Raw genomic sequence first — 13,877 nt, 5'->3', positions numbered from 1 at the left:
GGGCCACCTGCAGCCTCACCGGTCGCACACCAGCGTCCAGACGTTGTGTCCGAGTTCGTGCCGGTGCTCCAGACGGTCGAGGGCGGCGATCGCCAGCGCCAGGCCGCGCCCGCTCTCCTGCTCGACGTCGGCCATCGTCACGGCGCTCAGGTCGATGTCGACGGGCAGCCCGTTGTCGGTGAGCTCGGCGGTCACGCTCCGATCGGTCGCATCGAGGCGCACGGTGTACCGCCGGCCGGCCTCTTGGTCGGACCGGGCGGTGTGCTCGACGATGTTCGCGGCGACCTCGGCCAGTGCGGTCTCGAGGGCGAACCGGAGCCGGAGGTCGTCGATGCCGAGTCCGTCCCACCAGGCACCGAAGCGGTCCTGGACCTCGTCGAGCGACACGGGCGTCGCGGCGACGTCGAAGGTGGTCTCGGTGCTCACAGTGGTCCTCCGGCGGTGCTCGACTCGTGTTCTGACTGGACTCCGCTGCTCGGGCCGCGGTACAGCACGGCCCGGATGACGATGCTGAAGATGCACAGGTCGAAGACGACCCAGGCGGTGTTGACGAGCGGCGCGATCCCCGAGGCCTGGCCGGTCAGGTAACGGATGCCGATCAGGACCAGCGCCGCGACGAGCGCACCCATGGCGACGAGCTGCGGTTTCACCAGGTCCCACCGGGGCGTGTGCTCGGTCTCGTCGCGCACCTTCGGCGTGACGCGGAACCCGAGGGGCTTGCCGCGGAACACGTTCTCGAACGCGCTCGTCACCGCTTCGATCCACACCGGGAAGAGCGCGAGCGAGTACTGCTGCCCGCGCCACGTCGGTCTGCCGGCGGCCACCACCCAGAACAGCAGCTGGTTCAGCACGAGGAACGGGATCAGCCGGGCGAAGAAGTCGACGCTGTAGGCCTGGACGGGGACGACCCCGAAGGACAGGCAGAGCACCGGGGCCGCGATGTAGACGATCGCCGCGAACCCGGACAGGTAGCTCCACATCGTCGAGAAGTACATCAGGCGTTGCCCCCACGACAGCCCCTTCTGCACCAGGGGGTTCTCGCGGAAGAACACCTGCATGGTGCCCTGTGCCCAGCGGAGTCGCTGCACGAGCATCGTCGGCAGGTCCTCGGGCGCGAGGCCCTTCGCCAGGATCTCGTCGTGGTACGCCGACTTCCAGCCCAGGCCGTGCAGGCGCATCGCGGTGGCCATGTCCTCGGTCACCGAGATGGTCGCCAGCGGCATGATCGGCTGCGCCTCGTCGTCGCGGTTGACGTCCAGCGCCCGGGCGAGCACGGCGATCGACTCGATGGCTGCCACCGGCGAGGCATCACGCCGACCGAGGACGTCGAGGGCGGCGTCGTCGAGCCCGGCGAAGGTGTTGGCGTCCGTCGACATCGCCGCGAGCTCCTGCAGGTCGTTGCGAACCGCCTCGAGGTCGGCGGCGGCGAACCGGAACGCGATCGTGTCGATCCCGCGCTGGAACGCGTAGGTCACGTCACCGAGCGGTTCGCCGTCCCGGACCTGGTCGCGAGCACGGTCGACGACGGTCTCGGCGTCGTCGAGGGCGCTCAGCACGCGCGGGTCGGTCTCCGTCTCGCGCGAACGGGCCAGGAGCTTGCGCGAGGTCGTGATCGTGCGCTGCACCGAGGCCTCGACCTCGCGCACGTAGCGGGAGATGCCGAGCTGCATGAGGGCCTCGCGCCGCAGGATCGCGTTCGACCCGCAGAAGAACGCGGCGTTCCAGCCGTCCTTCGACTGCTGGATCGGCCCGTAGAACAACGGCGCCTGGCTGCCGAGCAGGTCCTCGTCCGGCACGTTCTCGAACCACTGCGGCGTCTGCACGAGCGCCATCGCCGGGTCCTTGAAGTAGCCGAGCGTGCGGTCGAGGATCGCTGGCTCGGGTACCTGGTCGGCGTCGAGGATGAGCAGGAACTCGCCCTGGGTGGCGAGGAGGGCGTTGTTGAGGTTGCCGGCCTTCGCGTGCCGCGGCCGGTCGATCCAGTCGGCGCCGCGGGTGATCACCCCGATGCCGAGCGACTCGGCGGCCGCACGCATCTCGGGGCGGTTGCCGTCGTCGAGGATCCAGGTCGTGTGGGGGTGCGTGATCGCCTTCGCCGCGCGGGCAGTGCGCACGACCATCTCGACCGGTTCGTTGTAGGTGGTGATGAAGACGTCGACGGTGACGTCCGACGACGGTTTCGTCGGCGGCTCGCCGCGCTCCCGCAGCCGCCACGCACCGAAGGCGAACAGGAGCGAGTCGATGACGCTGTAGGTCTCGGCGAGGACGAGCGGCACGGCGATCCACCACGAGTGCCAGTTCACCGAAGCGGCCCAGCGCCACACGATGTAGTTCAGGCCGGCGATCGAGGCAAGGAGCGCGACCGTCCGCACCGTGACGAGACGACGTCGAGCGGTTCCGGTGGAGAGGCGGCGGCGGTCCTGCCGACTGAGGTCGAGTGCGGTCACCGGGTCGCCCCGTCGGCGGCGTGGTCCACCGTGCTGCGTCGCAAGCGTGCCTCCTGATCCGCGCGGCCCCGGCCGCAGCGCGCGCCCGGGTGTGGTTCCGCCCGACTGGTGATCCAGGGGGTCACCGTGCCGGTCGTCCGCTCCGGTCGTCGGGCACGACCCGGGCGTGTGACCTGTCTACCGCACGGGCGGGCACGCTGTCAGGCGACGATTGCGATCTGGGGACAGTGGCGTGGATCCGAGGGGATCAGAACGCGGCGGCGAACCCCAGGTCGTCGGCGAGCCGTGCGATCACCTGGTCGAAGTAGGCGTCGCCGTCGGACACGGAGCTCACGAAGTGCCCGAAGAGCTCGAACGAGATCGTCCCGAAGACCGTCGACCAGGCCATCAGTGTGCGGACCAGGACCTCGTCGGGCAGCTCGATGCCGAACGACCGCAGGGTCGTCACAGCGTCAGCGACTGCGGGGCCGGCCGCCCCGGGAGCCGCCGTCGGCGCGCTCGGTGATCCGGGCCTCCCGTCCGCCCCCGACGCGGACGCGACCGCATCCGCCACCACGCGCGCCAGGGCGAGCGCTGTCCGCGCGGCGGGTACGACCGTCTCGCGCGGCGCGGCGTAGCCCGGCACGGGCGACCCGAACAGCAGTGCGAAGTCGCCCGGGTGGGCGACGGACCACGAGCGGATCGCGCGACACGCGGCGACCCAGCGGGCGCCCGGGACCGGGCCGGCTGCGGCGTCGGCGTCCTCGACCGCTGCACCGAGCTCGTCGTAGTCGGCGATGAGGAGGGCCGTCAACAGGTCGTCGCGGCTCGGGAAGTAGCGGTACACGGCCGACGAGACCATCCCGACGTCGCGGGCGACGGCTCGCAGGCTGAGCGCCACCGGGCCCTCGTCCGTGAGGCGCATGCGGGCAGCGGCCAGGATGTCTGCCAGGACCGTCTGGCGGGCGAGCTCGCGTGCTGTCGGTGCCATCCGGTCACCCTGCCACACGAGAGCACCGCACACAAACGAGAGCGGTGCTCTTGCATTCCTGGTCGACGGCGTGCATCCTGGTTGTGAGAGCAGTGCTCTCGGAAACCGACGGAAGCAGGAACCCATGTCGCACCACCACCCTCGTCATCGGCGCCGGCCCGGTGGGCCGCCACGTCGCCGCGCTGCTCGCCGAACGCGGCGAGCAGGTCACGGTCGCCACCCGGTCCGGTCGCGACACCGGCCTGCAGGGGGTCCGCCACGTCGCGCTCGACGCCTCCGACGTCGACGCGCTCACCCGGGCCGCGGACGGCGCCAGCGTGCTCTACAACTGCGCCAACCCCGGGGACTACACCCAGTGGGAACGCACCTGGCCGCCACTCGCGGCGTCGATGCTCACCGCGGCCGAACGCACCGGCGCGGCCTACGCGATCACCGGCAACCTGTACCCGTACGGCCCGGTCGACGGCCCGATGCGTCCGGACACCCCGGACGCTGCGACGGACCACAAGGGGATCCTCCGCGCACGGCTCTGGGCGGATGCGCTGGCAGCGCACCGTGCCGGACGTGTCCGTGCGGTCGAGGTCCGCGCGTCGGACTACGTCGGCCCGGGCATCGGCGCGAACGGGCACGTCACCCGGGTGCTGCCCGCCGCGCTGCGGGGCAAGGCGGTCACGATGATCGGCCGGACCGACCTGCCGCACACGTTCACCGACGTGCTCGACGTCGCCAGGACACTGGTGGCGGCAGCCTCGGACGAGCGCGCGCACGGCCGCACGTGGATGGTGCCGAGCAACGCTCCGAGGACCCAGCGGCAGGCGCTGACCGAGGTGCTCGCCGCCGCCGGCAAGGCACCCGTGCCCGTTCGGCGGATGCCCGCAGGGGTGGTCCGTGCACTCGGGTTCGTGTCGCCGATGATGCGGGAGCTGGCCGAGATGAGCTACCAGTGGACGGCGCCGTACGTGGTCGACGACGCCGAGAGCCGCACGAGGTTCGGCATCGAGCCGACCCCGTGGGACGAGGTGTGCCGCCGGACCGTCGCCGGGGTGTCGTGAAGCGGCACGGGGTGCGGCGTGTGGGGTGCCGGGTGCCGTGTGCCGGGTGCGGGGTGCCGGGTGCCGTGCCGAGGTTCCACAACACGCCGCGTGTGTGCCGCCGAGGTTCCACGGACGGGCTGAGGGAGCGCCGAGGTTCCGAGATTTCGGAACCTCGCCCCCCCCGCCCGGTCAGATCACCAGCAACCGCGAGTACTGCGCCGACGACAACTGCTGCGCAGCCCCGCCGGCGGCCGGCACGCGCCACAGCCCGGCCGAGGGCCCGCTGTCGATGTCCACGAACACGTCCCCGTCGTCCGCAGCGGCTCCCGTGTTCGGTCCCCGCGATCCCGCGGTCAGACCCGTCACCGGCACGGTGGACGTCCCCTCGGCGCCGGTCACGAGCATGTCCGGGATCGAACGGTCCACCTTGCAGCCGGTGTGGCTGGTCGGGTACTCGGCGGGGGCAGCGCACCACTCGGCGGACTGCAGCAGCGAGAACCCGTCGGCGTTGGCGGCACCGTACTCGAACGCCAGCCGCGGCTCGATGACGCTCGGCGCCGTGGCACCGGGCTTCAGCAGGTACCAGGCCCACGACCCGGCGGCGCCGGGCGAAAGGATGTCGAGGTAGACGTTGCCGTGCGAGTCGGCCAGGACCGCGGCGGGGTACCCGATGCCGAGACCGGACATCGAGGTGAGCGAGCGGGGTGCGATGCCGGTGCCCTTGACGTACATCTTGCTTGCGGGCCCACCGAAGACGACGACCTTGCCGTCCGGGGTGACCGTCCAGTAACGCCGGTCGCTGCCGCTCGCCGTGCCGCCCAGGTCGAGCACGGTCGTTGCGGTGGCGCCGCCGACGGGGAGCTTCTGCACCGCCCCGGACACCGAGTCGATCCAGTACAGGTTGCCCGCGACGTCGGTGCGCAGGTCGGGCGTCAGGTGCAGTCCGGTCGCCAGGGTCCGGGTCGCGCCGCCGTCGGCGGGGTGGAACAGGATGGAGGTCAGGTCCGCCGAGGGGGTGAACACGTCGCCGACGTCGTCCGCGGCGAAGCCGACGCCGTTCGACGCGACGACCGTGCCAGCGCCCTCCGTGCCGGCGTCGGCTCCGTCCGTCCCGAACCGCACGACGTTGCCCGACGCGTCGAGCGCGTACAGCGACTGCGTCGTGGTGACGATCGACGGCGTGGTGTACCGGACCAGGATCGTGCGTCCGGTCTTCTTCGCGCCGATCGCCCGGACGGAGAACCGGTAGGTCGTCTTCGGGCTGAGCTCACCGAACCGGTCGGACCGCGCCTTCGCCGGCAGCCGGTCGACACCGTTGTCGGGCTGCTGCTGCGCGGGGGCGATCGTGACCTTCCACCCGGTGACCTTCGCACCGGACTTCGGAGCGCCCCACGTCAGGGTCGCACTGTCGGCGGCACCGGACACCCGGACGGAGGTCGGTGCCCCCGGCACCGAGGACGGGGACGAGGAGGCTGCAGTCGCCGGCGCCACTCCCCCGATGACGAGCGCCGCCGCTGCGGCGACGGTGATGAGTGCTCGGTACACGTGCGTTCCCCTGCCTTCTCCGCGGCTCCCTGCGTCGCGGCTCCAGGTATCACAGCACCGCTCGGGAGCCGAGGGGAACGGATTCGGGCGTGATGTGCGGTTCCCCGCACCGCAAGCGTGGAGCCGGAACGTCACCCCACGCACGGAACGTCACCACACACACGGACGGGAGGCGCGGTGCCAGCTGGCACCGCGCCTCCCGTCCACAGGGGGTCGCGTCAGTAGCGCGGCTTGCGCTCCGGACGCTCGTCGCGGTCGTCGCGGCGGCCGCCACCACGGCGGTCCGGACGGATCTCGATGAGCTTGCCGCTGATCCGGGTGTCGGTCAGGCGGTCGAGCACGCTGGTGTCCATGTCGGCGGGCAGCTCCACGATGGAGAAGTCCGGCTGGATGCGGATCGCGCCGAAGTCGTCGCGGCGCAGGCCGCCCTCGTTCGCGAGTGCACCGACGATCTGGCGCGGCTCGACGCGGTGCCGACGACCGACCTCGATGCGGTAGGCGGTCATCGGCTGCGAACGACGCGGGGCACGGTCGCCGCGGTCACCACGGTCGCGGTCGCCGCCACGGTCGCTGCGGCCACCGCGGTCGTCGCGACCGCCACGGTCGTCACGCTCGCTGCGGCGGGCGTCGCGTTCCATCTGCGAGCGGAGCGCGTCGTCGGCCGCGGTGAGCAGCAGCGGCGAGTCGCCCTGCGCCACGACGGCCAGGGCGGCGGCGACGTCGTCCGAGGGGACGTCGTGGTGCTCGACGTAGTGCGCGATGACGTCGCGGAAGGCCGCGATCCGGCCCTGGTCCTCGAGCGCCGCGGTGATGGCGTCGTCGAAGCGGGTCAGGCGCGTCTCGTTGACGTCGTCGATCGTGGGCAGCTGCATCTGGGTGAGCGGCTGCTTGGTGTGGCGCTCGATCGCGGACAGCAGGCGACGCTCGCGCGGCGTGACGAAGCTGATCGAGTCACCGGAACGACCGGCGCGACCGGTGCGGCCGATGCGGTGCACGTAGGACTCGATGTCGACGGGGATGTCGAAGTTCACGACGTGCGTGATGCGGTCGACGTCGAGGCCACGGGCGGCGACGTCGGTGGCGACCAGGATGTCGAGCTTGCCGGACTTCAGCTGGTTGACCGTGCGCTCACGCTGGGCCTGGGCGACGTCACCGCTGATCGCGGCGGCGGCGTACCCGCGGGCCCGGAGCTTCTCGGCGAGGGTCTCGGTCTCGCTCTTGGTGCGGACGAAGATGATCATGCCCTCGAAGTCCTCGACCTCGAGGATGCGGGTCAGGGCGTCGACCTTCTGCGGGTACGAGACCATCAGGTAGCGCTGCGTGATGTTCGCGGCGGTCTTCGTCTTGGTCTTGACCGTGATCTCGGCGGGGTCCGTCAGGTACTGCTGCGAGATGCGGCGGATCTGGGCGGGCATCGTCGCCGAGAAGAGCGCGACCTGCTTGTCGTCGGGGGTGTCCGCCAGGATCGTCTCGACGTCCTCGGCGAAGCCCATCTTGAGCATCTCGTCGGCCTCGTCGAGCACCAGGTACTTCAGCTCGGACAGGTCGAGCGTGCCCTTCGCCAGGTGGTCCATGATGCGACCGGGGGTGCCGACGATGACGTCGACGCCACGGCGCAGGGCGGAGAGCTGCACGCCGTACGCCTGGCCGCCGTAGACCGGCAGGACGTGGACGTTCTTCATGTGGGACGCGAACTGCTCGAACGCCTCGCACACCTGCAGTGCGAGCTCACGCGTCGGGGACAGCACGAGCGCCTGCGGCTTCTTGCTGCCGGACTCCATTCGGGACAGGATCGGCAGCGCGAAGGCCGCGGTCTTGCCGGTGCCGGTCTGCGCCAGGCCGACGACGTCGCGGCCGGCGAGCAGCGTGGGGATCGTCGCCTCTTGGATGGCGGAAGGGGTCTCGTAACCGATGTCCTTGACGGCCTTGAGCACAGCATCGCTCAGGCCGAGATCGGCGAACGTCACCACGGGCCCGTCGTCGAGGGTCTCAGTGGTGGGGGTGGTATCCGTGCTCATACCACCAACGGTATCTCGAATGCGCGCTCCGCAGTGACCGGAGGGCGTGCGGACGGGAGGAACGGGGCGGGCCCGCCCCGGGCCTCCCGGCCTCAGCGTGGTCACGTCACGGGCGCGTGGTGCCGATCCCGAGGACCGCGTCGGCCCGGTCGTTCAGCCGGGTGAGCATCTCGGCGAGCGAGCGCAGCTCGTCCGAGGCGAACTCCTCGGTGAGGTCGTCGAAGACCTCGGCACCGGCCGCGTCGAGCTGGTCGAGCAGCCGCTTGCCGGCGGGTGCGAGCGAGACCAGGGTGGCCCGGCCGTCGGCGGGGTCGGGCGAGCCGACCAGGTGCTCGGCGTCGACCAGCGCGGCCACCCGGCGGCTGATCACCGGACGGGACAGGCCGGTGGCGTCGGCGATCGCGGTCGCCCGCACGGGACCGTGACCGGCGACGGCCCGCAGGATCACGCGTGCCGTCGGATCGAGTCCCCCGCTCGACTCGATGAGCGAGGAACGCAGGGTCTGCCGGACCCACAGCCGGTCGAGCTGGGATCGCAGGAGTCGCTCGGCGGCACGCCGGTCGTCGGACATGAGTCCAGCGTAGTGGCCACATTTAGTTGCTTGCTGGAAGCAACAGATGTATCGTTGCGCGGTCTGCAAAGTTACACAGCCAGAAAAAGGAGTTCGATGACCGCCACCGCACCCGTCCAGGTGCAGCACGGTCGGCACACCGCCGAGGCCCCAGCAGCCTCAGGTGGGACCGGCCAGCAGCCCCTGATGACCCACCGCCAGATCCTCCTGGTGATCTACGGCCTGATGGCGGGCATGTTCCTGTCGTCCCTCGGCCAGACGGTGTTCGGCACGGCGATCCGCACCATCGGCGACGACCTGCACGGCCTCGACCAGCAGGCCTGGGTGACCACGGCCTACCTGATCACCTCGACCATCGCGACGCCGATCTACGGCAAGCTCTCCGACATCTTCGGCCGTCGTCCGCTCTACATCTTCGGCATCGTGGTGTTCATCCTCGGCGCCGTCCTGTCGTCGATGTCCACGTCGATGCTCATGCTCGCGGCCTTCCGCGCCGTGCAGGGCATCGGTGCCGGCGCACTCATGTCGCTGCCGCTCGCGATCATGGGCGACATCCTCGCCCCGCGCGAACGCGCCAAGTACCAGGGCTACTTCCTCGCCGTCTTCGGCATCTCGTCCGTCATCGGCCCGCTCATCGGCGGTCTGCTCGCCGGTTCCTCCGAGATCCTGTGGATCACCGGCTGGCGCTGGGTGCTGCTCATCAACGTGCCGATCGGCGTCGCGGCGCTGCTCATGGTCATCGTGTTCCTGCACCTGCCGAAGGTGCACGGTGCCGACGACGCGAAGCCGAAGGTCGACTGGTGGGGCGCGACGGCCGTCATCGTCACCCTCGTGCCGCTGCTGCTCGTCGCCGAACAGGGTCGCATCTGGGGCTGGGGCTCCCCCGCCGCCATCGCCTGCTACGTCGTCGGTGTCGTCGGCCTGGTCGGGTTGCTGCTCATCGAGTCGAAGATGGGCGACGCGGCGATCATCCCGCTCAAGCTCTTCCGGTCCGGCACCTTCTCGATGGCGACCGTCATCGGGTTCCTGGTCGGCTTCGCGATGTTCGGCGCGATGCTGACCATCCCGCTGTACCTGCAGATCGTCGTCGGGCTCACCCCCACCGAGTCCGGCTTCGCCACGCTGCCCCTGGTCGGCGGGCTGATGATCGCCTCGATCACGAGCGGTCAGATCGTCGCCCGCGTCGGCCGCTACCGGATCTTCCCGGTCATCGGCACCGCACTCGTCTCCGCCGGCTACGTCGTGCTGACCTTCATGTCGATCGACAAGCCACTGTGGTTCCTGATGATCGGCATGTTCCTGATCGGCCTCGGCCTCGGCTCGGTCATGCAGTCGCTGACCCTGGCGTCGCAGGGCTCCGTCGAGGCCCGTGACATGGGCGTCGCCACGTCGTCCGCCACGTTCTTCCGCCAGATCGGTGGCACGCTCGGCACCGCGGTCCTGCTCTCGATCCTGTTCTCGGTGATGCCGGCGAACATCCTGCACGCCACCGCGAACGAGAAGGACCTCGGCCCGGCGCTCGACGCCGCCCTCAACCCGACCGTCGCCAGCGCGGCGGCGAACCAGGGTGCCATGGACAAGATCTGGACGCCCGTCGTCACCCCGCTGACGAAGACCGTGCAGTCGCAGCTGGACGCCGCGTCGGCGAAGGCGAAGCAGGCCGCCGACGCCGCGGTCACCGAGCAGGTCACCGCAGCCGTGCAGCAGCAGGTCACCGCCGGTGCCGTGCCCGCCGCCTCGGCGCAGGCCGTCATCGACCAGCAGGTCGCAGCGGCCACGCCCGCGGCCGAGCAGTCCGCCCTCGAGCAGGTCGCCGACCAGGCACACGCCAGCGTGCAGGACGGCACCGTGTCCGTCGACTGGTCGAACGCCTCGCAGCGCGCGTACTGGGTCGACGAGCTCACCCCGGAGCTCGCGAAGAAGATCGACGACGGCAACACCACGAGCGACAGCGCCACCAGCACGAACGACACGTCGTTCCTGACCGGTGCCGACAGCCGCCTGACCCGGCCGTTCATGGCGGGCTTCAACGCCTCGTCCGTGACGATCTACTGGGTCGGCCTCGGCGTGATCCTGCTCGCGTTCGTGCTCACCTGGTTCTTCCGGGTGCCGCCGCTGCGCCAGCGCTCCGCCCTGCAGGAGCGTGCCGACCTGTCCGCCGAGGCCCAGCTCGAGGCCGACGCCGGTCTCGCCGCGGCCGAGGCCGGCTCGTTCACCGGGCCGATGACCGGGTCCGTGCCGACCGGATCGGGTTCGACCGGATCCACACCGACGCACCGTCGGTGACCGACCGGGCCGTCCGTGCCGTGCCCCCTTTCCGGCACGGGCGGCCCTCCCACCCACCACCACCAGGAGTCCCCGTGATCAGCACCCCGGCAGTTGCAGTGGCGACGGAGCCGTGCACCCTGCGGGAACGCAAGAAGCAGCAGACCCGGCAGGCGCTCCACGATGCCGCCCTGACCCTTGTCTCCGCGCACGGGCTCGACGGCGTCACCATCGAGCAGATCTGCGCCGATGCCGACGTCTCGCCGCGGACCTTCTTCAACTACTTCTCGTCGAAGGCGCACGCCGCCCTCGGCCTCGACTCGGTCGAGGTCCCTGAACACTCCGCGGCCTGGTTCGCCCAGGCCGACGGTGGACTGGTCGACGACCTCTGCACCCTCGTCGCCGCGACCGTGCCGCTGTCGCAGGACCGCCGTCGGATGAAGGAGCTGCTCGTGCTCCGACCCGAGATGTCCTCGATGGTGATGCAGTGGATGGCCGAGTCGCGTCAGTCCCTGCTCAGCGTCGTGGGGACCAGGACCGACGACCAGACCGCCCGCACGGCCGTGACCCTCGTGATGTCGGCGCTCAGCGAGGCCGCCCACCGCGACTCCGTGCGCACCAACGACGAGCTCGCCGTGCGGCTCCGGGCGGTGGTGCGCGAGATGGCGGCGTTGGCCGCCTGACGGGGTCGTGCCGCGTACCGAGTCGTTTCGGGCGTACCTGGTCAGAACTTCTGACCAGGTACGCCCGGTTCCGCTTCCCACCGCACGCGTTCTGGGAAAGAACGTCAGGTGGTGGCGCTCACTCGCCGCCGAGCGTGTCGGTGCCAGACGAGCGCTGCGTTCGCGGAGTCGCGGGCGAAGCGGAGCACCCGCAGCACCACGATGTCGTGGTCGCCCGCGCGGTGGACGGCCTCGACCGAGCACTCCAGCCACGAGTGGGCGCCGTCAAGCAGCACCGCTCCCGACCCGGTGTCGACGTGCGGCACGCCGACCAGCCGCTGTGCCCGGTCGCGGGAGGCGAGCTGCCGGGTCTGCGCCGCGTGCCCCTCGGCCAGCACGGAGATGCCGAGCACCGGCGCCGCCGCCAGGTCCGGCCAGGTCGTCGACGAGTGCTGCACGGCGATCGTCGCGAGGGGCGGGTCGTACGAGACCCCGACGGTGAACGACGTCGCGACCATGACGACCGGCTCGCCGTCGACCCGGGCCGCGATGGCGGCCACGACGGAGGGGACCTCGGCGATCGCCTCACGGATGTCGAGCGGGTCCTCGATGAAGTCGTGCTGCATGGGGGTTCCTTCGTTCAGGAGCGGGCGAGCAGGGTGCGGGCGCGGCGTTCGTCGGCACGCATGGCGGCGACGAGGGCGTCCGGCCCGGGAAACGTGCGCTGCCGCCGGAGCCGACGGCCGACGGTGAGCTCGACAGGGGTGTCGTACAGGTCGCCGTCGAAGTCGAGCACGTGGACCTCGACGGTGCGCGTCCGGTCGGCGAAGGTGCTGTTGCTGCCGATCGACACGAGGGCCTCGCGGGCACCGGACCAGGTCGACGCGGCGAGCCAACCGACGTAGACACCGTCCGCCGGCACCGCACTGCTGTCGTCCGGCAGCAGGTTGGCGGTCGGGAACCCCAGCCCGTGCCCGACGCCGGCGCCGTGCACGACCGCGCCGGACAGCACCGCCGAGGCACGCCGTCCCCCCGGACGCCCTCGCAGGGAAGCCGCAGCCACCACCGAGCCCAGCGCTGCCACGGCCAGCACGCCGAGCGCCACCGAGTCCGTCGAGACCGCGAGCAGGACCGCGGTGATGGTACTGCCGAGCACCGCACCGAGCTGCTTCACGGTGTTGAACGTGCTCGACGCCGCGCCGATCGTCGCCGGCCCCGCCCCGAGGACCGCTGCCAGGGAGAACGGGGACCAGACGAACGCGTTCGCGACGCCGAAGCCGGTGAACGCCGCGGCGATCGTCCACAGGGGCGCAGCGGTCCCGACGAGCACGGCGGTGACCGCCACCGAGACGACGAGCAGGACGGCGCCGACCAACGCCGTCGCCCGGGGGCCGGCGGTGTTCGTCATGCGCCCGACGAACGGGGCGGCGGCCAGGCAGGCGATCCCCATCGGCACGAGCACCAGGGCGGCCGCTCCGGCGCCGAGGCCCCGTCCGTCCTGCAGGTCGAGCATGAGCGGGATCGGCGCGGAGCCGACGCAGAAGGACGCGGCGGTCGCACCCCACGATCCGGTCACGAACCCGCGGTCGCGGAACAGCCCGAGCGGGACGAGGGCTCGGTCGCCCGCCCGGCGCTGCAGGGTGAGCACCGCGGCGACGACGATCACTCCGAACAGGACGAGCCCGACCCGCGGCAGGGGTGCGGCGAGCACCCCGTCGCCGGCCCCCTGCACGCCGACGACCACCGCGAACACGCCGGCGGTCACCCCGACGACGGCGAGCACCGGCAGGGGTACCGCGATCCGTCGGGACACCGGAACGAACCGCAGGACGGCGATCGCGGTGACGATGCCGACGGGCACGTTGACGAGGAACACCGACGGCCAGCCCCAGGACTCGACGAGCACGCCCCCGACGATCGGACCGGCGACGGTCGCCGCACCGCCGCCGGCGCTCCAGACGGCGAGCGCGACGGCGAGCCGGGGCGGGTCGAAGAGCGAACGGATGACGGTCAGGCACTGCGGCGTCAGCAGCGCGGCGCCCACACCCTGCACGGCGCGCCAGGCGATGAGCGCGCCGATGCCCGGTGCGAACGCGCAGCCCACCGACGCGACGGTGAACACCGCGAGCCCGAGCAGGTACACCCGGCGGTGCCCGAACCGGTCGCCGAGCCGCCCGGCGACGAGGAGCGGCACGGCGAACGCGAACAGGTAGGCGCTGTTCACCCACACCGACAGGGACGGGTCGGCCCCGAGGTCGCTGCCGATGTCGGGCAGGGCGACGGACACGATCGTGCTGTCGAGCAGCAGCATGAAGAAGCCGAGGCAGAGCCCGCCGAGCGCGAGCCACCGACGGACCGGGGTCAC

Annotated in this window: 11 protein-coding genes; 3 read left to right on the top strand and 8 right to left on the bottom strand. The window is 71.4% G+C overall.

Annotation, left to right across the window (positions count from 1 at the left end; translation table 11 throughout):
• Window positions 1-15: 15 nt before the first annotated feature.
• The 3 genes from ITJ59_RS15640 to ITJ59_RS15630 form a co-directional block, all read right to left on the bottom strand.
• Window positions 16-426 (bottom strand): ATP-binding protein, encoded by a 411-nt coding sequence (locus tag ITJ59_RS15640; RefSeq protein ID WP_194652227.1) that lies wholly within the window; start codon window positions 424-426, stop codon window positions 16-18.
• On the bottom strand, window positions 423-2,372 hold the full coding sequence (locus ITJ59_RS15635; RefSeq protein ID WP_194652428.1) for a glycosyltransferase: 1,950 nt from the start codon (window positions 2,370-2,372) through the stop codon (window positions 423-425). Before ITJ59_RS15635 ends, ITJ59_RS15640 begins: the two co-directional genes overlap by 4 nt.
• A gap of 322 nt (window positions 2,373-2,694) precedes the next feature.
• Window positions 2,695-3,417, bottom strand: coding sequence for a TetR/AcrR family transcriptional regulator (locus tag ITJ59_RS15630; RefSeq protein WP_194652226.1), 723 nt, complete (start codon window positions 3,415-3,417; stop codon window positions 2,695-2,697).
• A gap of 161 nt (window positions 3,418-3,578) precedes the next feature.
• On the opposite strand from ITJ59_RS15630, the gene ITJ59_RS15625 reads away from it, so the two are divergent.
• Window positions 3,579-4,469 carry an NAD-dependent epimerase/dehydratase family protein gene (locus ITJ59_RS15625; protein ID WP_323749527.1) on the top strand — a complete coding sequence of 297 codons (891 nt, stop codon included), beginning with the start codon at window positions 3,579-3,581 and terminating at the stop codon, window positions 4,467-4,469.
• A gap of 171 nt (window positions 4,470-4,640) precedes the next feature.
• Here ITJ59_RS15625 and ITJ59_RS15620 read toward each other — a convergent pair whose 3' ends face one another.
• The 3 genes from ITJ59_RS15620 to ITJ59_RS15610 all read right to left on the bottom strand — a co-directional run bounded on the left by ITJ59_RS15620 (window position 4,641) and on the right by ITJ59_RS15610 (window position 8,585).
• Window positions 4,641-5,996: a fibronectin type III domain-containing protein gene (locus ITJ59_RS15620; protein WP_194652224.1), complete on the bottom strand. Its 1,356-nt coding sequence runs from the start codon at window positions 5,994-5,996 to the stop codon at window positions 4,641-4,643.
• Window positions 5,997-6,214: 218 nt separating this feature from the next.
• Window positions 6,215-8,014: a DEAD/DEAH box helicase gene (locus tag ITJ59_RS15615; protein WP_194652223.1), complete on the bottom strand. Its 1,800-nt coding sequence runs from the start codon at window positions 8,012-8,014 to the stop codon at window positions 6,215-6,217.
• 106 nt (window positions 8,015-8,120) lie between these two features.
• A complete protein-coding gene (locus ITJ59_RS15610; RefSeq protein WP_194652222.1) occupies window positions 8,121-8,585 on the bottom strand; it encodes a MarR family winged helix-turn-helix transcriptional regulator in 465 nt (154 codons plus the stop codon).
• Window positions 8,586-8,681: 96 nt separating this feature from the next.
• Here ITJ59_RS15610 and ITJ59_RS15605 point away from each other — a divergent pair, with 96 nt between their 5' ends.
• Both ITJ59_RS15605 and ITJ59_RS15600 read left to right on the top strand, forming a co-directional pair.
• Window positions 8,682-10,871 carry an MDR family MFS transporter gene (locus ITJ59_RS15605; protein ID WP_194652221.1) on the top strand — a complete coding sequence of 730 codons (2,190 nt, stop codon included), beginning with the start codon at window positions 8,682-8,684 and terminating at the stop codon, window positions 10,869-10,871.
• Window positions 10,872-10,945: 74 nt separating this feature from the next.
• The gene (locus ITJ59_RS15600) at window positions 10,946-11,533 is read left to right on the top strand and encodes a TetR/AcrR family transcriptional regulator (protein ID WP_194652220.1); all 588 of its coding nucleotides are present in this window, start codon (window positions 10,946-10,948) and stop codon (window positions 11,531-11,533) included.
• 104 nt (window positions 11,534-11,637) lie between these two features.
• On the opposite strand, the gene ITJ59_RS15595 is transcribed toward ITJ59_RS15600, so the two are convergent.
• Complete coding sequence (locus tag ITJ59_RS15595; protein WP_194652219.1) at window positions 11,638-12,138, bottom strand: flavin reductase family protein; 501 nt, start codon at window positions 12,136-12,138, stop codon at window positions 11,638-11,640.
• Between the two features lie 14 nt (window positions 12,139-12,152).
• Entirely contained in the window at window positions 12,153-13,877 is a 1,725-nt protein-coding gene (locus ITJ59_RS15590) for an MDR family MFS transporter (RefSeq protein ID WP_323749526.1), read from the bottom strand.

The organism is Curtobacterium sp. VKM Ac-1393 (genome assembly GCF_015350995.1).
Taxonomy (GTDB): Bacteria; Actinomycetota; Actinomycetes; order Actinomycetales; family Microbacteriaceae; genus Curtobacterium.
The sequence above is the reverse complement of the archived record's forward strand: the minus strand, read 5'-3'. Positions and strand labels throughout refer to the sequence as shown.